The following is a 17,211-nucleotide window of genomic DNA, read 5'->3' as shown; positions in this document are numbered from 1 at the left end:
GCCTATTCGCCCCATCGGCCTATCTTTCTGACATGACCGTCCATTTCCCGTTCCAGAACACCTATTCGGCGCTTCCGGCCAACTTCTTTGCCCGGGTGGCGCCGACCCCGGTGGCCGCCCCCCGGCTGATCAAGCTGAACCGGTCCCTCGCCGTCCAGCTCGGCCTCGATCCGGACCTGCTGTCGACCCCCGAGGGGGCCGAGATCCTGGCCGGGAAACGCGTGCCCGATGGAGCCGACCCGATCGCCATGGCCTATGCCGGCCACCAGTTCGGACATTTTGTTCCTCAGTTGGGCGATGGCCGCGCCATCCTGCTCGGCGAGGTCGTCGGCAAGGACGGCGTCCGTCGCGACATCCAGCTCAAGGGCAGTGGCCCAACCCCGTTCTCCCGCCGCGGCGACGGCCGCGCCGCGCTCGGTCCGGTCTTGCGCGAATACATCGTCAGCGAGGCGATGTTCGCGCTCGGCATCCCCACCACCCGCTCGCTCGCCGCGGTCACCTCAGGCGAGCCGGTGATGCGCGAAACGGTGCTGCCCGGTGCCGTGCTGACCCGCGTCGCCGCCAGCCACATCCGCGTCGGCACCTTCCAGTTCTTCGCCGCCCGCGGCGACACCAACGGAATCCGCGCGCTCGCCGACCACGTGATCGCCAGGCACTATCCCGACATCAGAAGCGCCGAGCGCCCCTACCACGCGCTGCTCTCGGCGGTGATCGGCCGTCAGGCCGACCTCATCGCGCGCTGGCTCCTGGTCGGCTTCATCCATGGCGTGATGAACACCGACAATTGCTCGATCTCGGGCGAGACCATCGACTATGGCCCGTGCGCCTTCATGGACGCCTACAATCCGGGCCAGGTGTTTTCCTCAATCGACGAGATGGGCCGCTACGCCTATGCCAACCAGCCGCGCATCGGCTTATGGAATCTGACCCGGCTCGCCGAGTGCCTGTTGCCGCTGTTCAACGACGACAATGACAAGGCGATCGAGGAAGCGCAGTTCATCCTCAGCGAATTCCCGGACAAATTCACCGCCGCCTATCAGGCCGGCCTGCGCGCCAAGGTCGGCTTCTTCACCGCGCAAGACGGCGACGAGGCGCTGATCCAGGACCTGCTCGACGCCATGGCCAAGAACGAGGCCGACTTCACCAACACCTTCCGCCACCTCGGCAACGCCGCGGGCGACGACGGCGCCGCCGACGTCCGCGCCCAATTCATGGAGCCGTCAGCGTTCGACGAATGGGCCACCCGCTGGCACGCTCGCCTCGCGCTGGAGCCGCAGACGCCAGCCGAGCGCAAGGCCGCGATGCACGCCGTCAACCCGGCCTTCATCCCGCGCAACCACCGCATCGAAGCCGTGATCCAGGCCGCGACCATGAACGACGACTATGCGCTGTTCGAGGAGTTGATCACCGTGCTGGCCAAGCCGTTCGAGGATCAGCCGCCGTTCGCGGCCTACGCCGATCCGCCGTTGCCCGATCAACGCGTGCTGCGCACGTTCTGCGGGACGTAGCTATGATTTGTAGGGCGGATTAGCGTCAGCGTAATCCGCCGTTTGCGTGCCGCGGCGGCGGATTACGCCTTCGGCTAATCCGCCCTACGATCACAACGCGAGTTGCCTCACCGCTTCTCGATCCCGGCTTCATCAACCACGCGCGTCCAGGTCGCGATCTGCTTTGTGAGCAGCGCGCGCAATTCCTCGCTGCTCGATGGCGCGGGCTGAGCGTCGAGCGCGCGGAGCCGTTCCTGCACCGTCACGTCCGCAAGCGCGCGTTTGACTTCGGCATTCAGCGCAGCGACCACCGCATCCGGCGTGCCGGCGGGCGCGCCGATGCCGGTCCATGAGATCACGTCGAAATCGGGCGCCACGGTCTCCGCGACCGTCGGGACCTTTGGCGATTCCGGCCAGCGCTCGCGGGAGCTCACGCCGAGGATGTCGAGCGCGCCCGCCTCAGCCTGACCGCGGATCACCGTGCCGGTGTCGACCAGGAAATCGACGTCGCCGCGCAGCACCGCGGTGACCGTCGCGGGACCACCCTGATACGGGATGTGGATGAAGCGCACGCCGGTCTGTTGCGCCAGCAACTCGCCGGTCAGGTGCTGCGTGGTACCGACGCCGGCGGTGGCGAAGCTGAGGCTGCCCGGCTTCTCCTTGGCCTTCGCAATCAAGTCCTGCAGCGAAGCGAATTTGCCGGCGCGCGCGGCGATGAAGAACGGGAATTTCGCCACCGTCGAGACGAAGGCGTAATCCTTCACGGGATCGTAGCGCAGCGTCTTGTACAGCGCGGGCGACACCGCGTGGCCGCCGACGAGGAGCTGCAGCGTGTAGCCATCCGGACGCGCCTTGGCGACGACGGCGGAGGCGATGTTGCCGCCGGCGCCGGGCTTGGCCTCGACCACGACGGGCTGGCCGAGATCGCGCGACATCTGGTCGGCCATGATCCGGGACATGGAGTCGGCGTTGCCGCCCGGGGCAAAGCCGTGCATCAGCGTGATCGGCCGCGATGGATAGGCTTCCTCAGCGCTGGCCATGCAAGTCGTTTGCACGAGCACGGCAAGACACAACAATCCCGTCGCCAATCGCATCTCGTTCCTCCCCTGATGTTTTTGTATTTGTCTGCTGCGCTCTTCGGCGCGTTATGGTCCCGCCCTTGTCTGTGGCGGACTGACGCCAAGTTTTTCGGCGAGCTTGGCGAGCCGCGTCACCGTGCCCGCGGGCAAAGGAATCCCACTCGTCTCGCGCGCTGCCGCGGTCGCAAAGCCGCGCTCACCGGGCATCAGGATTTTGGCCGTGTCCGCGGCACGCGGCACGCCCCTCAAAGCTGTCGCGAGCCGCTCCACCTCCGCGCGGAAATGATCGAGTGCACCGAACGCACCGACCTGCACGGCGACCGCGAGGCCATTCATTGTCCCGCCCCCGCTCTTTTCGAGCGCCGGCGCGATCACGGGATTGGCGACGAGCACGCTGGTCAGGATCTCGATCATCAGCGAGAGACCGGAGCCTTTCGGTCCGCCCAGCGGCGTCAGCGTCTCAACCTTCTTCGGATCGGTGGTCGGATTCCCCTCGGCATCCACGCCCCAATCCGGTGGAATTGTCTGGCCGGCATCGCGCGCCGCCATCACCTTGCCGAGCGCAACGTTGGCGGTCGACATGTCGAGCACGATCGGATCATGCTCGGACGGCACGGCGATCGCGATCGGATTGGTCGACACCGCCGACGACCGCGAGCCGTGATAGGCCATCAATGGACCCGATGCCGTCATCACGATGCCAACAAAGCCCTCGCGCGCGGCCTGCAGCGCGTAATAGCCGACTGCGCCGGCATGGGTGATGTTGCGCACCGCGCACCAGCTGACGCCGGCGTCCCTCGCCTGGCCTACCGCCTCGCGCATCGCCGCGATCATCGCCGCAGCACCAGGCGCGCGCGAGGCCTCCAGCCGCGTGATCGCGCCCTTGCGCTCCTCGACCACGATGTCGGATGCCGGATTGATCAGGCCAAGCTCGACCATCTCGACATAGCGGGGAATCCGCAGCACGCCGTGCGAGTCGACGCCGCGCGCATTGGCCCAGACCAACACGTCGGCGGTTTGCTCCGCCTCGGCCGGCCGGAAGCCGCCGGCCGTCAGCAGCGCCGCTGCATAACGGCGCAGTTCGTCGACATCGAACCGGATCTCGCCGGTCATCCGCGCGACCTCAACGGCGTCGGGAAGAACTGATCGAGCCAGGAGCGGATCAGAACACGCGTGCGCGGCGCGTCCTTCTCCGACAACGGGAAATGCGAGGTGCCGTTGACGAGCATCAGTTCGGCGGGCTGACCGGCCTTCTCGAACAGCCGCACCGACTGCTCGGTCGGCGTGATGCTGTCGTTGGCGGTATGGAACAGCAGCAGAGGGCGCGGCGCAATGTTGGCGACGACGTCCTCGGCACGGAATTGGTACATGCTGATCGCGGTCTCAACCGGCACCTCCATCAGCGCCTTCGGCGACAGGTTCTTCCGTAGCGCTTCCGGAATCGGTACCACGTCGAAGCGCGACACCCACATGCTTTTGCCGGTTTCGGCCTTGTGCTTCCGCCCCTGCTCCAGGATGCCGGTGAATTTCGCCCAGGCTTCCGGCGTCGGATGCTGGCCGCGGAATTTGCGCTCGCCGTCGCCCCAGCCGCAGGACGAGATCACGCAGGCAAAGCGCTCGTCGATCCCGGCGGTATAGAGCGCGACCGCCGCGCCAAAGCTGTGGCCGATCACGCCGATCCGCGCAGGATCGACCTCCTCACGTCCGGCGATGAAGCTGAACGCATTCTTGGTGTCGGCGACCTGGTCGAAGCAGCGCACCTGGCCGCGCTCGCCTTCGCTCTCACCGCAGCCGCGCAGATCGATCCGGAACGCGCAGTAGCCGAACTCCTCCAGCATGCGCGCCTGCAGCTCGGCATGCGATTCATCCTTGGTGCCGACGAAGCCGTGCAGCACGATGAAGGTCGGCAGCTTCTCGCTTTGCTTCCGCTGCTCAGGCACGTGCAGCACGCCCGATAGTTTGAGGCCGTCGGACATGAACGACAGTTTGTGCTGCATGGTCAGCTCCGTGATTGCGATATCGTGCGACGCGGCTCAGGCCACCGGCGCGTAGGGAAAATGATGCGCCAGCCAGGGCTGCGGCGCCGGCGTGCCCCAAACGTTCAGAACACGAACGTTCTCCGGCCGCTTCAGCGTCGTGATGATGTTGGGCTGGTAATTCTCGTCGTCGGCGACCAGCGCCATACCGCTCGAGCATTCGACCATCGCGCCGGCGGCATCGACATAATAGGCGTAGATGTTGTCGCCGGGCCGATGCCGCCCGGGGCCCCAGGCGAGCTGTTTCTCGAAACGATCGAGAAGATCGCCGAGCCGGCAATATTGGCCAAAGTTTTCCAGCTCGAAGGAATAATGATGCAGCCCGGTCTGGCCGCGCACGATGCCCATGATGTGATGCTGCCGGTTGCCGCCGCGCATCCAGATCAGGCCGTCGTCGACCATCTTCTCCGACAGTTTGAGGCCCATGATCCGCTCGACCTGGCGCTGGGTCTCCGCCGGCTCCGGCGAGGTGATGTTGACGTGATCCATCCTGATCGCGTCGACGCCCGCGCCGAAATGGCGGCGGTCATAGATCCGGTCGGGGATCGGCGTGTGGATCTCGAAGGTGTGGCCCTGGGGCGTGGCGAACACCACGCCGGCCGCGCAGCAATCCAGCGATGGCTTTTCCGACAGCACCCGGCAGCCGGCCTCCGGCACGCGCCGCGCCGCCTCCTCCACCGCACGGACCGTCAGCGCCTCGAAGCCGACGCTGCGCACGGCGTTGGCCTCGGCGCGGTGAAACACCAGCTCCGCCGTACGTCCGCTGCAGGCCAACCAGGTCTGCTGCGTATCACTACGGGTGACGTGCAGGCCGAGCAGTTCGGTCGCCTCCCGTACCACAGGCGCCATGTCGGTCACGTTGATCTGCACGTGCCCGAGCGCATTGACGAGATAGGTCACGCCAGCCTCCCCTGTTCTTTCGTCGTTGCCGGAATTGCTAACACCAATTTCCCGGCTCGGCAAGAAAGTTTCGAAACTTTTATAATATTCGATATACCGTCTCAGATTGAATATCCAGGACGAAGCAGATAGACACAGGCGAGCGCGGCGGCGTGCCGCGCCTCGCGTGCCACCTTTGGGAGCGCATCCTGAACATCCATCTGAAAAAGCCGCGAAAAGCCGAGCCGGGCGACGAGGCACCCGCATCATCGGGCGGCCAGGATCTGCTGGCGCGGCTGCGCGACGACATCGTCCGGCATACTTTTGCGCCGGAGACCAAGCTGAAATTCGCCGACCTGACCGAGCGCTACGGTCTCGGCATCGGCACGCTGCGCGAGGCGCTGTCGCAGCTGGTGTCGGAAGGCTTTGTCACGCTCGAAGCCGGCAAGGGCTTTCGCGTCGCGCCGGTGTCGCGCAGCGATCTCATCGAGGTCACCGACCACTATGTCGGCTTCGAGACACGTGCGCTGAGCTCGTCAATCGGCCGCGGTGACGACGAATGGGAGACCAATGTCGTCGCCTCCTTCCATCGCTTAGGCATCATCGAGGATCTGTCGTGGCAGGAGCGGATGCGCCGTCATGGCGACTGGGTCGAGCGCCACCGCCAGTTTCACGAGGCGCTGGTCGCGGCCTGCAGCGATCGCTGGCTGCTGCGGCTGCGCTCACTGATGTTCTATCAGCTGGAACGCTACCGCTTCCTGTCCAAGATGAACCGCGAGAAGAGCCAGACCCGCAAGGGCACCGAGCACCGCGCCATCATGGATGCGACGCTCGCCCGCGATCCGCAGAAGGCCGCGACGCTGCTGGAGCGGCACATTCGCGAGACCTCGGAGTCGATTTTGGGGACGCTGGCATGATCCGTAGGGTGGGCAAAGGTGCGCTTGCGCCGTGCCCACCAATTACGGCGTACTCGTGATGGTGGGCACGCTTCGCTTTGCCCATCCTACGACACTACGCTCGCAGTGAGCGTTAACTCACTCTCCACCATCTCTCCACGCACTCGCCGGTAACCAAGACCTTTAACAAGGCGTCAATTCGCTCCCGACAAATCTAGCGAATTGCTGGGGAGAATGACCCGTGGACGCCTTTGCTTTTGAATTTATGGGAATGGTGATGATCGGGCTTTGCCTGATCGTGCTGGCAATGCCCGCGGCACGCCGGCCGTCGAAGCGCGTGCGCTACGAGTAAGCCGACGCGGCGAAGATTGTCGTCGATCCCTGCCCCTATGCGGGCTTGAACAGAATACAGACCGGACTTCCGACCTTGACCACTTTGTCGGTCGGCGCGAGACGTCCGTCACCTCCACGCGTGAACATCGTCACGGTGTCGCTGTCTTCATTGGCGGCGAACAGCAATCTGTCCGACGCGCCCAGCGCAAAGAAGCGCGGTGTCTTGCCGCCGCTCAACGTCCAGCCCACCGGCGTCAGCCGTCCGCTCGCCGGATCGATCGCGAAAATCGCGATGCTGTCGTTGCCGCGGTTGGACGCATAGACATAGCGACCGTCAGCCGTCACCGTGATCTCCGCCGCGCGGCTGTTGCCGGTGAAGGTATCGGGCACGGCCGAGACGACCTGGAACGGCGCCAGCGCACCATTCGCCGGATCGAAGCGATAGGCCGTCACCGTCGAATCCAGCTCGTTGACGACATAGGCGAGCTTGCCGCCCGGATGGAACGCGACGTGGCGCGGGCCCGCGCTCTCGCGGGCCTGCACAGGCGGCGCGGCCTGCACCAGCTTGCCCTTCTCCGCATCGATCCGATAGGTGAAGACGAGATCGAGCCCCTTGTCCGGCACGACGATGAATTTGCCTGACGGATCGAACTCGACCTGATGCGGTTTTGCGAAGGGCTGCTCGACCCGATGCGGGCCGATCTTGCCTTCCAGCTTGACGAGGTCGATCACCGCGCCGAGCGAGCCGTCGTCATGGCGCGGCAGCAGCGCCAGGGTCGAGGTGATGTGGTTGGCGACCACGACGAAGGGGTTGCCGGGATCAACAGCGAGATGAACGGGGTTCTTGCCTTCGGTGCTCTGCCGATTGATCACCCGCAACTTGCCGTCGGCCGGATCGATCGCCATCGCCGTGATGTCGCTGAGGTCGCCATGCACGGTGTAGAGGAAGCACCCGGTGCGGTCGAAGGCGAGGAACGAGGGATTGACGAGATCGCCGAGCAGCTGGAGATGGGTCCACCCTCCGCTCGCATTGTCCATGCGGTAGACGTTGAGGCCGTCGCCGCGGGCGTTGCGCTCCCTGGTGGTGCGCGCGCCGACATAGACATACGAGGCCGATCCTTGCGTCATGGTCTGCTCTCCCGGCGCCTGACGCGCCTGTGCGTGTGATCGGGATGGCGCCGCAGCGGCAGCCACGCCGCCGATCATCAGATGCGCCAGGCTGCGCCGGGACATCCCGGCCGGCAAATGTGATGGCGACATCGGCCCTCCCTAGATTGCTTTTTATCACTTAAAACACAATTATGGGATAGATACAATGCCCAAACCGCCGCTTGTGCCGCTCCGGCCGGTCGGCCAATGATGCCTGCTCCGGACCCATTTTTGAGTCGTTCGTATGCCCCGCCCCAACCTCGCCAACCAGATGACCGCGCGGATCCTCGACTACATCCGCGTCAACGATCTCGAGGCCGACCAGCATCTGCCGAGCCAGACGCTGGCGGACGCGCTGCGGGTTTCGCGCGCGCCGATCAACGCCGCGCTGCAAATCCTGGAGGACATGAAAGTCGTCCGCTCCGAGCCGAACCGCGGCTTCTTCCTGGTCAAGAGCGCGCGTGAGCTGCCAGAGAGTGCCGACACCGGCGAGGCGCAGGAGGACGAATGGTATTTTGCCATTGCCGAGGATCGGCTGTCCGGCAAGCTGCCCGAGCGCGTCAGCGAGAGCGAGCTGATGCGCCGCTACGGCCTGTCGCGCACGCGCCTGTTGAAGGTGCTGACAAAAATCGCCGATGAAGGCTGGATCGAGCGCCTGCCCGGCAACGGCTGGGCGTTCGGGCCGCTGCTGACTTCGCGCGAGAGCTACCAGCAGGGCTATCAGCTGCGTATCGCGCTGGAGCCGCAGGCGCTGATGCTGCCGAGCTTTACCGTCGATCGTGCGGCGTTCGCGGCCGCGCGTGAAACCCAGCAATGGCTGCTCGACGGCGGCTACAAGCGCGCCTCGCGCGCGGAGATCTTTGCCGCCAACAACGATTTCCACGAGATGCTGATGGTCGCCAGCGGCAATCCGTTCTTCCTCGACGCTGTCAAGCGCGTCAACCGGCTGCGGCGCCTCGTCGAATATCGCATCACGGTCGATCGCAGCCGCCTGCCCCAGCAGTGCCGCGAGCACCTCAACATCCTGGATTTGCTGGAGAACGGGTTGCGCCAGGAGGCCGCCGACTTCCTCCGCGTCCATATCTCCGGCGCAGCCCTGATCAAGATCCCCCGCGCCTGACGCAACACTCCCGTATTGTCTTTTATAATTTAAAATGCAATAACGCTCCCGAAGGCGGCTGCCGCAGGGACGGACAAGCGCGCCAACCACAACCACAGGGAAGCGCCGCCATGTCCACGACGTCAGTCGAGCAATCCACCATGCGCAAGGTCACCTGGCGCATCGTGCCCTACTGCTTCGCGCTCTACGTGATCTCCTATCTCGACCGCGCCAATATCGGCTACGCCGCGCTGCAGATGAACAAGGAGCTGGCGCTGACCAGCGAAGCGTTCGGTTTCGCCGCCGGCATCTTCTTCGTCGGCTATTTCCTGTTCGAGGTGCCCAGCAACGTCGCGCTCAACAAATACGGCTCGCGGATCTGGATCTCGCGCATCCTGATCACCTGGGGCATCGTCGCGACCGCCACCGCCTTCGTGCAGACCGCAACACAGCTTTACGTGCTGCGCTTCCTGCTCGGCGTTGCAGAAGCCGGCTTCTTCCCCGGCATCATCATCTATCTGACCTACTGGTTCCGCGCCAAGGAGCAGGCCACCACGGTCGCGCTGTTCACCGCAGCCATTCCGGTCTCCTATTTGCTCGGCGCACCGCTGAGCACCTGGATCATGGATCACGTCTCCGGCTTCGGCCTCTCCGGCTGGCGCTGGATGCTGCTGCTCGAAGGCGGCCCGGCCGTGATCGCCGGCATCGTCAACTACTTCATCATGACCGACCGTCCCGAGCAGGCGCGCTGGCTCACCACGGAAGAGCGCGACTGGCTCACCGAGGAGCTGCGCAAGGACCACGCTGCGCGGCCCAATGTCGAGCACCTCGGCGTCGTCGCGGCCATCACCAATCCCAAAGTGCTGTTCCTGTCGGTGATCTATTTCATCTACCAGGTCGGCAATCTCGGCATCGGCCTGTGGATGCCGCAGATCATCAAGGGCATGTCGGGCCAGCTCTCCAATTTCGAGATCGGCCTGATCGCGATGATGCCTTATGCGTTTGCGACGGCAGTCATGATCCTGTGGTCGCGCAATTCCGACCGCACCGGCGAGCGGCAAAAGCATTCCGCGCTGCCGCTGTTGCTTGGTGCTACAGCGCTCGCCTGCACCGGCCTCGTCGCGCAGCCCGCAGTCGCGATGACGCTGATCTCGCTCGCGCTCGCCGGCATCTACGCCTTCAAGTCGCCGTTCTGGTCGCTGCCGGGACTGTTCCTCAGCCGCTCGACCGCCGCGATCTCGATCGCCGCGATCAACTCGATCGGCAATCTCGGTGGCTTTGCGGGCCCGTATGCGATCGGCGCGATCAAGGACTGGACCGGCAGCACTTATGGCGGCCTACTGTTCCTGAGCGGCCTGCTGTTCGTCTCCTTCCTGATGACCTGGTTCGCGCGGATGGAGAGCACCGCCGTCGCGGCCAAGCCGGCCGAGCAGCACGCCTGAGGACACCACGATGGACGACTTCACCACGCTCGACGTCGCGAACAAGAGCTACCGCATCGCCGATATCGCAGCCGTCGCGGGCGACGATCTCGCCCGCCTGCCGGTGATCCTGCGCATCCTCCTGGAAAACGTGCTGCGCAATGCCGGCGCGGAGTGCGACGAGGCGGTGGCCGCGATCCGCGGCTGGCTCGCGCATGGCACCAGCGAGCGCGAGATCGCCTTCCAGCCCTCGCGCATCCTGATGCACGACACCACCTGCGGCCCAGCTCTGGTCGATATCGCCGGCCTCCGCGCCTCGCTGGCGGAAGCCGGCGGCGATCCGACGAAACTCAATCCGGTGCTGCCGGTCGACGTCTCCACCGATCACTCGATCGGCGTCGACGTGTTCGCCCGTAAGGACGCGCTGCAGCTGAACATGCAACATGAACTGAAGCGCAACGCCGAGCGCTACCGCTTCATGAAGTGGGCGACGTCTGCTCTCACAGGCGTCCGCGTGCATCCGCCCGGCACCGGCATCATGCACACGCTGAACCTCGAACGCCTCGCCAGCGTCGTTACCCGCTTCGACCGCGGCGGCGCGTTGTGGGCCGCACCGGACACGCTGATCGGCACCGACAGCCATACGCCGATGATCAACGGCATCGGCGTGCTCGCCTGGGGTGTCGGCGGTCTGGAGGCCGAGAGTGTGATGTTCGGCATGCCCGTGATGCTGCGGGTACCCGATGTGATCGGCGTCCGCCTCGCAGGCCGCCTGCGCGATGGCGTGCTCGCCACTGATTTGGCGCTGACCGTCACCGAGCGGCTGCGCCGCATCGATCTCGCCGACCGCTTTGTCGAGTTCTACGGTCCCGGAGTCTCGACGCTGTCCGCCGGCGACCGCGCCGTGGTCGCCAACATGACGCCGGAGTTCGGCGCCAATTCCGGCTACTTCCCGATCGACCAGCACACGCTGGACTATCTCGCGCAGACCGGCCGCTCGGCCGAGCAGGTCGCCCTCGTCGAGGCCTATGCCCGCCGCCAGCAGTTGTGGTTCGATCCTAACGCGAACCCGCGCTACACCGACACGCTCACCATCGATCTCGACGAGGTCGAGGTCAGTCTCGCCGGCCCGCGCCGCCCGCAGGATCGCATCGCGGCTGGTCGTACCGCCGCGGCGCTCGGCACCACCGCCGGGCCGTCCGACGTTGCGATCGATGGCTCGGTCGCAATCGCGGCGATCACGAGCTGCACCAACACGTCGGATCCGCGCCTGCTGATCGCCGCCGGCCTCGTCGCCCGCAAGGCGCGCCGGTTCGGCCTGACGCCGCCGGCCTGGGTGAAGACGTCGCTCGCCCCTGGATCGCCCACCGCCGAAGCCTATCTGCGCCGCGCCGGCCTGATGGACGACCTTGAAGCGCTCGGCTTCGGCATCGTCGGCTATGGCTGCACCACCTGCATCGGCAATTCCGGCCCGCTCGCGCCCGTCATGGCCGAGGCCGTAACGGCGCGAAAGATCGCACCGGTCGCGGTGCTCTCGGGCAACCGCAATTTTCCCGGCCGCGTCCATACCCAGGTCGAGAACGGTTTTCTCGCCTCGCCGCCGCTGGTGATCGCCTTCGCGCTCGCCGGCGACGCGCGCCGCGACATCCTGCAGGATCCGATCGGGCGCAGCACGGATGGCCGCGACATCCGCCTCGCCGATCTCTGGCCAACCGGAGCCGAGATCGACGCCGCGCTCGCGCAGGCACGCGATGCCAGGGATTACGCGACCGCCTATGAGGCCGCCGAAGCCAGCGCCGATTGGGCCGCGCTCGATGCGCCGAACAGCGCGCTGTTTCCCTGGGATCAGTCCTCGACCTATATCCGTCGTCCGCCCTTCGCGAGCCTCGGCAAGGGCACGCGCCTCGGCCGCTATGCCGCAACGCCGCTGCTGGTGCTCGGCGACGACATCACCACCGACCACATCTCGCCGGCCGGTGCGATTCCCGCGGCCGATGACGCCGGTGTCTACCTCGTCGCACGCGGCGAGGCCCCGCATGATCTCAACGTCTTCGCCTCGCGCCGCGGCAACTGGGAAGTGATGCTGCGCGGCCTCTTCACCAACAAGAACGTGCGCAACCTGCTCGGTTCGGAGCTCCGCCCCGCCACCACGATTCACACGACTTCCGGCGAGCGCCTGTCGTTGTGGCGCGCCGCGGAGCGCTATGCCGAGGAAGGCCGCTCGATCGTCGTGCTGGCCGGCGAGCGCTACGGCATGGGCTCGTCGCGCGACTGGGCCGCCAAGGGCGTGGCGCTACTCGGCGTCCGCGCCGTGCTGGCGCTCAGCTTCGAGCGCATCCACCGCTCCAATCTGATCGGCATGGGCGTGCTGCCGCTGCGGCTGCCGGCCGATCGCCGGCCGCAGGGTCTTGGCCTGCGCCCGACCGACGAGATCGAGATCGATGCGCCCGCCGACGCCATCCGCCCCCGCGGCAGTGTCACCGTGCGCATCCATCGCGACGGCATCGAGATCAACCGCTTCGAAGCCACCGCCGCAATCGAGACCAGTCTCGAATGCGACATCCTCCGCGCCGGCGGCCTGCTGCCACTGATCCTGCGCGGCAAGCTGTCGTGAGAGGCTATTTCACCAGCGGCTGGAGCGCCTCGCCCTTCGGGTCGAGCGCCTGCACCTTGTCATCGATCACGAACGACATCAGATCGCGCCCGACCAGCAGCGGTCCGTCATAGGTCGCGCGCGTCCGCGCCACCAGCAGGTCCTCGGGCACGTCGGGCACCGGCTTCACCGTCGCGTAGACGATGTGCGAATAGACCACCAGTTTCGGACTCGCCTCGCTGAAGATCTTGCCAGCCTCCTCGGGCGAGGTGTGATGCGCTTCAATATCCTTGTACGACGGAAACTTTTCACGCAGCGCCGGATCGATCACGCAGACCTCGTGGATCAAGAGGTCGGCGCCCTTCGCGGCCGCCGCGATCCGCTCGTCATACTTCGTGTCGCCGGACAGCACGACGCGCTTGCCCTGATATTGCACGACATAGCCGAAGGACGGCTTGATCTTCTCGCCGTGATTGACCTCGATCGCCGTCACCTTGACGCCGTTCTTCTCATACACCGGCCCCGCGACGATATCGTGCGCGTCGAACGCGATGCCTTCCGGCGGCAGGTGTTCGTCGTCGAGGCGGATGCGGATGTCCTCCGCAAAGGCCTTGGTCAGGTTCTCGGTCATCGCGACCGTGCCCTTCGGCCCGAATACCACCATCGGCGCCTTGCGCGAGGCCCAGGGCGTGCCGAGCCAGCCGGAGAGCCAGATATCGGGTAGCCCCACCAGATGGTCGGAATGCAGATGGGTGATGAAATGCGCCGTCAGCGCGCCGAGCGGGATCTGTTTCTGGAACAGCCGCATGGTGGAGCCGCGGCCGAAATCGAACAGCAGTTTCTCCGGCCCCGCCTCCACCAGCGTCGCCGCGCTGAAATTGGAGACACGCGGCGTCGGCGTTCCCGTGCCGAGCAGCGTCACCTTGAGCGGATCGGCGAAGGCCGCATCCGCGAACGCCAGCAGCGCAACGGCTGCGGCCAACAGGGCTTTCCTCATCATGGCATTTCCTTTCAGGTGATCGTCCCGGCTCAGGTCGCCGCCGCAGCGCTGATCGGCATCGCAATCTCGAAGATCGTCCCATGTGGACCCGATCCGACAAGCTGCAGCTTGCCGCCATGACCCTCGACGATGGTGCGGCTGATCGCGAGCCCCAGCCCCATTCCGGATGGCTTGGTGGTGAAGAAGGCGTCGAAGATGCGGTCGCGGTTCTCGTTCGGGATCCCGGCTCCGCTGTCCTGAACCGACAGGACCACGGTTGACGCCGTCCGTTCGGTGGCCAATCTCAGCCGGCGAACGTCCGAAGGCAGCATCGCCATGGCGTCATTTGCGTTCCTGATCAGGTTCAGCAGAACCTGCTGCATCTGCGCGGTATCGACATGGACCTCCGCGAGATTGTCGCGAAACTCCGTGGTCACCGACACCTGGTTGGCCCGCAGCTCGGCGTCGGCAAGGTTCAGCGCCTGCCGCGCGAAATCCTCGGCCCGCACCGTGGTCCGCCGTTCGGTGGCACCGTCGAACAATCCGCGAACGACTGAAATCGCCTCATTGGCACGCAGGCTGTCCGCCGCGATATCAGCCAGGATGGCCCTGAGATCGTCGAGCACCGGCGGCTTGGCGCGAAGCTGATCGAGCGCCGTCCCCGCATTGAGCGCGATGGCGCCGAGCGGCGTTCTGATCTCATGGGCGATCGCTGCGGTTGCCGCATCGATGCTCATCAGCCGGTTGGCGCGCTCCCGCCGCAGCAGCGAAAATGCGTTGGCGAGGCGCGAATACAGCACCGTCATCTCTGTCAGCAAGACGGCGAGCAGCATGAAGCTCGCGAACAGGGCGAAGCCGCGCGCGGCATACCATCCGAGCGAAAATCTCACGGAGCTCGCGATCGCCGCGACCAGAAAGTTCGGCATCCACGCCATCAGGATCACGACCAGCCAGACGTCGAGGATCGTGCGCCGGCGTGCGAACAACAACGCAAGCACGCTGCCGTACCAGAGCAACAGAACGACATTGATCTGATTGCCGAACCGCGTCTGCTCCGTCACGCTGCCCGAATAAAACGTCGGCAGCCATCCGACGCCTGCTGTCACCAGCCACGCCAGCGCGGCGATCACGGCGACGACGAACAGCAGCGTGAGGCCGATCGCTCTCGCGGTCGACTTGCCGGCCGCCGCCGCAGGCCTGACCTCATCCTTCGACAGCGCATACACCAGGATCGCCAGCGGGAATGTGAGGTGCCATAGCACGAAGAACCAGGCCGGGCTGTTGAAGCCATCGCCGATCACACCCGCCGGGCCGTATCCGCCGGGAAAGGTCAGGGTCTGCAGGAATGCAAACGAGCCGCTGAAAACATATGCGCTCCCCACCGCCAGCAGCGCCCGCTGCGGCAGCAGCGAATACTGGGCGAACAGCAGGATCGCGGTCATGAAGTCGGCGAGCGCCAGCACGGTCTGAAGCACCGGGATGAAGGCGTCGATGCGCCCCAACCGCAGATGCGCAAACGGCGCGACGAATGCCGCAACGATCAGCAGGACAATGATGATTGCGGCCGCGGCCCTGCTGTGCTCCCGGGTCGCGGGAAGCGCTGCGATCGCGATCGGAAAATCCTGATCCGGCGCAGGTGCCACGTGACTGCTCGTCGAGCTTTTGGGCATCAGGTTATCAAATCAAGATCGGTCGAGCCTCAAAGCAGGACGATAACATAAGAGGCCACTGGCGCGATCTGCCCCCGACTTTCCCTGCGCCGCTCTGCACGCCAGGGGGCCATGAGGCGCCGGAGCGCGGGCGCGATTGGCGCCGCGAGCACGAAAGACCGTGCGAAATCGCCCGATCTGCCCTCCGGCGGGGCCGAATCCCCCGCAAGGCCCTTGACATCGCTGCGCTTTCGGCAGAACGCGTGTCCGGGAGCGTCATGGACTGTTCATGAATCTGATTACCACCACCCCTGATCTGGCGGCCGCCTGCGACCGCCTCGCCCAGCACAAGGTCATCACCGTCGATACCGAGTTCCTGCGGGAGTCGACCTATTACCCCCTGCTCTGCGTCGTGCAGATGGCGAGCGCGGACGAGGCCATCGTGATCGACGCGCTTGCGCCGGGTCTCGACCTCAAGCCGTTCTTTGCCCTGATGTCGAACGAAGCCGTGCTGAAGGTGTTTCACGCCGCGCGGCAGGACATCGAGATCGTCTGGCACATGTCGGGCACCATCCCGCATCCGATCTTCGATACCCAGGTCGCCGCCATGGTGCTCGGCTATGGCGACAGCATTGCCTATGATGCGCTGGTCGAGCGCGTCACCGGCCACCGCCCGGACAAGACCCATCGCTTCACCGACTGGTCGCGCCGGCCGCTGACGGAAGAGCAGATGCACTACGCGGTCTCCGACGTCACCCATCTGCGCGACGTGTTCGCTTCGCTCGATGCCGACCTGAAGAAGCGCGGCCGCAGCGACTGGGTCAGCGAGGAGATGGAGGTCCTGACCTCGCCGAAGACCTACGACTTCCACCCCGAACGCGCCTGGGAGCGGCTGAAGACCCGCGTCCGCAAGCCGAAGGAGCTCGCGGTGCTGATCGAGGTCGCAGCCTGGCGCGAGCAGGAAGCGCAGAGCCGCGACGTGCCGCGCTCGCGCGTGCTCAAGGACGACGCGGTCGGCGACATCGCGACCCACGCGCCGACCTCGCTGGAAAGGCTCGCCAATCTGCGCTCGCTGCCGAAGGGCTTTGACCGCTCCAAATGGGGAAGCGACATCGTCGCCGCCGTGCAGCGCGGCCTCGCCCGCGATCACGGCTCGCTGCCGAAGCTCGAGAAGCCACGCAACAATTCCAATGGCGCGGCGATCGTCGAGCTGCTGAAGGTGCTGCTGCGCATGACCTCGGAGCGCCATGCGGTCGCGAGCAAAGTGATCGCCACCGTCGATGATCTCGAGCAGATCGCCGCCGACGATCACGCCGATGTCGGCGCCCTGCACGGCTGGCGCCGCGAGCTGTTTGGCGAAGCCGCGCTGAAGCTGAAGCACGGCCAGCTCGCGCTCGCCATCGACAAGGGCCGCGTGGTGCGGGTGGATCGGGGGTAGATCGGGCGGCGCCGGAGCGGCACCGCGGCCTCGTGGTTCGAGACGCACGGCGTTGCCGTGCTCCTCACCATGAGGATCCCGGACCTCGCTCGAACCCTAAAGCGCGATGAGATTGGGTTGAATCGTCATCGCGCTTTAGGTCTTTGTTTGAGCATGATCTCCGCGCAAACGCC

General features: G+C 65.7%; 13 protein-coding genes. 6 read left to right on the top strand and 7 right to left on the bottom strand.

Annotation, left to right across the window (positions count from 1 at the left end; genetic code table 11):
- Positions 1-32: 32 nt before the first annotated feature.
- Positions 33-1,508: a protein adenylyltransferase SelO gene (locus JQ604_RS36705; protein WP_212365617.1), complete on the top strand. Its 1,476-nt coding sequence runs from the start codon at positions 33-35 to the stop codon at positions 1,506-1,508.
- Between the two features lie 107 nt (positions 1,509-1,615).
- Here the strand turns inward: JQ604_RS36705 and JQ604_RS36700 are convergent, their stop codons facing one another.
- From JQ604_RS36700 to JQ604_RS36685, 4 genes are all read right to left on the bottom strand, one after another.
- A complete protein-coding gene (locus tag JQ604_RS36700; RefSeq protein ID WP_212365616.1) occupies positions 1,616-2,527 on the bottom strand; it encodes a tripartite tricarboxylate transporter substrate binding protein in 912 nt (303 codons plus the stop codon).
- 105 nt (positions 2,528-2,632) lie between these two features.
- Positions 2,633-3,679: an Ldh family oxidoreductase gene (locus JQ604_RS36695; protein WP_212365615.1), complete on the bottom strand. Its 1,047-nt coding sequence runs from the start codon at positions 3,677-3,679 to the stop codon at positions 2,633-2,635.
- Positions 3,676-4,563 (bottom strand): alpha/beta hydrolase, encoded by an 888-nt coding sequence (locus JQ604_RS36690; RefSeq protein ID WP_212365614.1) that lies wholly within the window; start codon positions 4,561-4,563, stop codon positions 3,676-3,678. Before JQ604_RS36690 ends, JQ604_RS36695 begins: the two co-directional genes overlap by 4 nt.
- A gap of 36 nt (positions 4,564-4,599) precedes the next feature.
- Entirely contained in the window at positions 4,600-5,502 is a 903-nt protein-coding gene (locus tag JQ604_RS36685) for a VOC family protein (RefSeq protein ID WP_212365613.1), read from the bottom strand.
- A gap of 152 nt (positions 5,503-5,654) precedes the next feature.
- Between JQ604_RS36685 and JQ604_RS36680 the strand changes: the two genes are divergently transcribed.
- Entirely contained in the window at positions 5,655-6,398 is a 744-nt protein-coding gene (locus JQ604_RS36680) for an FCD domain-containing protein (RefSeq protein WP_212365612.1), read from the top strand.
- 366 nt (positions 6,399-6,764) lie between these two features.
- On the opposite strand, the gene JQ604_RS36675 is transcribed toward JQ604_RS36680, so the two are convergent.
- Positions 6,765-7,970 (bottom strand): lactonase family protein, encoded by a 1,206-nt coding sequence (locus JQ604_RS36675; protein ID WP_249159189.1) that lies wholly within the window; start codon positions 7,968-7,970, stop codon positions 6,765-6,767.
- Positions 7,971-8,103: 133 nt separating this feature from the next.
- Here JQ604_RS36675 and JQ604_RS36670 point away from each other — a divergent pair, with 133 nt between their 5' ends.
- The 3 genes from JQ604_RS36670 (at position 8,104) to acnA (ending at position 12,993) form a co-directional block, all read left to right on the top strand.
- On the top strand, positions 8,104-8,979 hold the full coding sequence (locus tag JQ604_RS36670; protein ID WP_212365611.1) for a GntR family transcriptional regulator: 876 nt from the start codon (positions 8,104-8,106) through the stop codon (positions 8,977-8,979).
- Between the two features lie 110 nt (positions 8,980-9,089).
- Positions 9,090-10,400, top strand: coding sequence for an MFS transporter (locus JQ604_RS36665; protein WP_212365610.1), 1,311 nt, complete (start codon positions 9,090-9,092; stop codon positions 10,398-10,400).
- A 10-nt stretch (positions 10,401-10,410) separates the two neighbouring features.
- Positions 10,411-12,993: an aconitate hydratase AcnA gene (gene acnA / locus JQ604_RS36660; protein ID WP_212365609.1), complete on the top strand. Its 2,583-nt coding sequence runs from the start codon at positions 10,411-10,413 to the stop codon at positions 12,991-12,993.
- A 4-nt stretch (positions 12,994-12,997) separates the two neighbouring features.
- Here acnA and JQ604_RS36655 read toward each other — a convergent pair whose 3' ends face one another.
- Together JQ604_RS36655 and JQ604_RS36650 are read right to left on the bottom strand one after the other, a co-directional pair.
- On the bottom strand, positions 12,998-13,972 hold the full coding sequence (locus JQ604_RS36655; RefSeq protein WP_249159188.1) for an MBL fold metallo-hydrolase: 975 nt from the start codon (positions 13,970-13,972) through the stop codon (positions 12,998-13,000).
- 29 nt (positions 13,973-14,001) lie between these two features.
- The gene (locus JQ604_RS36650) at positions 14,002-15,594 is read right to left on the bottom strand and encodes an MASE4 domain-containing protein (protein ID WP_212365608.1); all 1,593 of its coding nucleotides are present in this window, start codon (positions 15,592-15,594) and stop codon (positions 14,002-14,004) included.
- A 295-nt stretch (positions 15,595-15,889) separates the two neighbouring features.
- On the opposite strand from JQ604_RS36650, the gene rnd reads away from it, so the two are divergent.
- The gene (gene rnd, locus JQ604_RS36645) at positions 15,890-17,038 is read left to right on the top strand and encodes a ribonuclease D (protein WP_212365607.1); all 1,149 of its coding nucleotides are present in this window, start codon (positions 15,890-15,892) and stop codon (positions 17,036-17,038) included.
- Positions 17,039-17,211 lie beyond the last annotated feature (173 nt).

The sequence above is a fragment of the Bradyrhizobium jicamae genome, from assembly GCF_018130695.1.
GTDB lineage: Bacteria > Pseudomonadota > Alphaproteobacteria > Rhizobiales > Xanthobacteraceae > Bradyrhizobium > Bradyrhizobium jicamae_B.
The sequence above is the reverse complement of the archived record's forward strand: the minus strand, read 5'-3'. Positions and strand labels throughout refer to the sequence as shown.

Excerpts from the sequence above, each read along its gene's own strand:
- JQ604_RS36705 (WP_212365617.1), top strand. The coding sequence starts at position 33 with ATGACCGTCCATTTCCCGTTCCAGAACACCTATTCGGCGCTTCCGGCC.
- JQ604_RS36700 (WP_212365616.1), bottom strand. The coding sequence starts at position 2,527 with ATGGCCAGCGCTGAGGAAGCCTATCCATCGCGGCCGATCACGCTGATG.
- JQ604_RS36695 (WP_212365615.1), bottom strand. The coding sequence starts at position 3,679 with ATGACCGGCGAGATCCGGTTCGATGTCGACGAACTGCGCCGTTATGCA.
- JQ604_RS36690 (WP_212365614.1), bottom strand. The coding sequence starts at position 4,563 with ATGCAGCACAAACTGTCGTTCATGTCCGACGGCCTCAAACTATCGGGC.
- JQ604_RS36675 (WP_249159189.1), bottom strand. The coding sequence starts at position 7,970 with ATGTCGCCATCACATTTGCCGGCCGGGATGTCCCGGCGCAGCCTGGCG.
- JQ604_RS36670 (WP_212365611.1), top strand. The coding sequence starts at position 8,104 with ATGCCCCGCCCCAACCTCGCCAACCAGATGACCGCGCGGATCCTCGAC.
- JQ604_RS36665 (WP_212365610.1), top strand. The coding sequence starts at position 9,090 with ATGTCCACGACGTCAGTCGAGCAATCCACCATGCGCAAGGTCACCTGG.
- acnA (WP_212365609.1), top strand. The coding sequence starts at position 10,411 with ATGGACGACTTCACCACGCTCGACGTCGCGAACAAGAGCTACCGCATC.
- JQ604_RS36655 (WP_249159188.1), bottom strand. The coding sequence starts at position 13,972 with ATGATGAGGAAAGCCCTGTTGGCCGCAGCCGTTGCGCTGCTGGCGTTC.
- rnd (WP_212365607.1), top strand. The coding sequence starts at position 15,890 with ATGAATCTGATTACCACCACCCCTGATCTGGCGGCCGCCTGCGACCGC.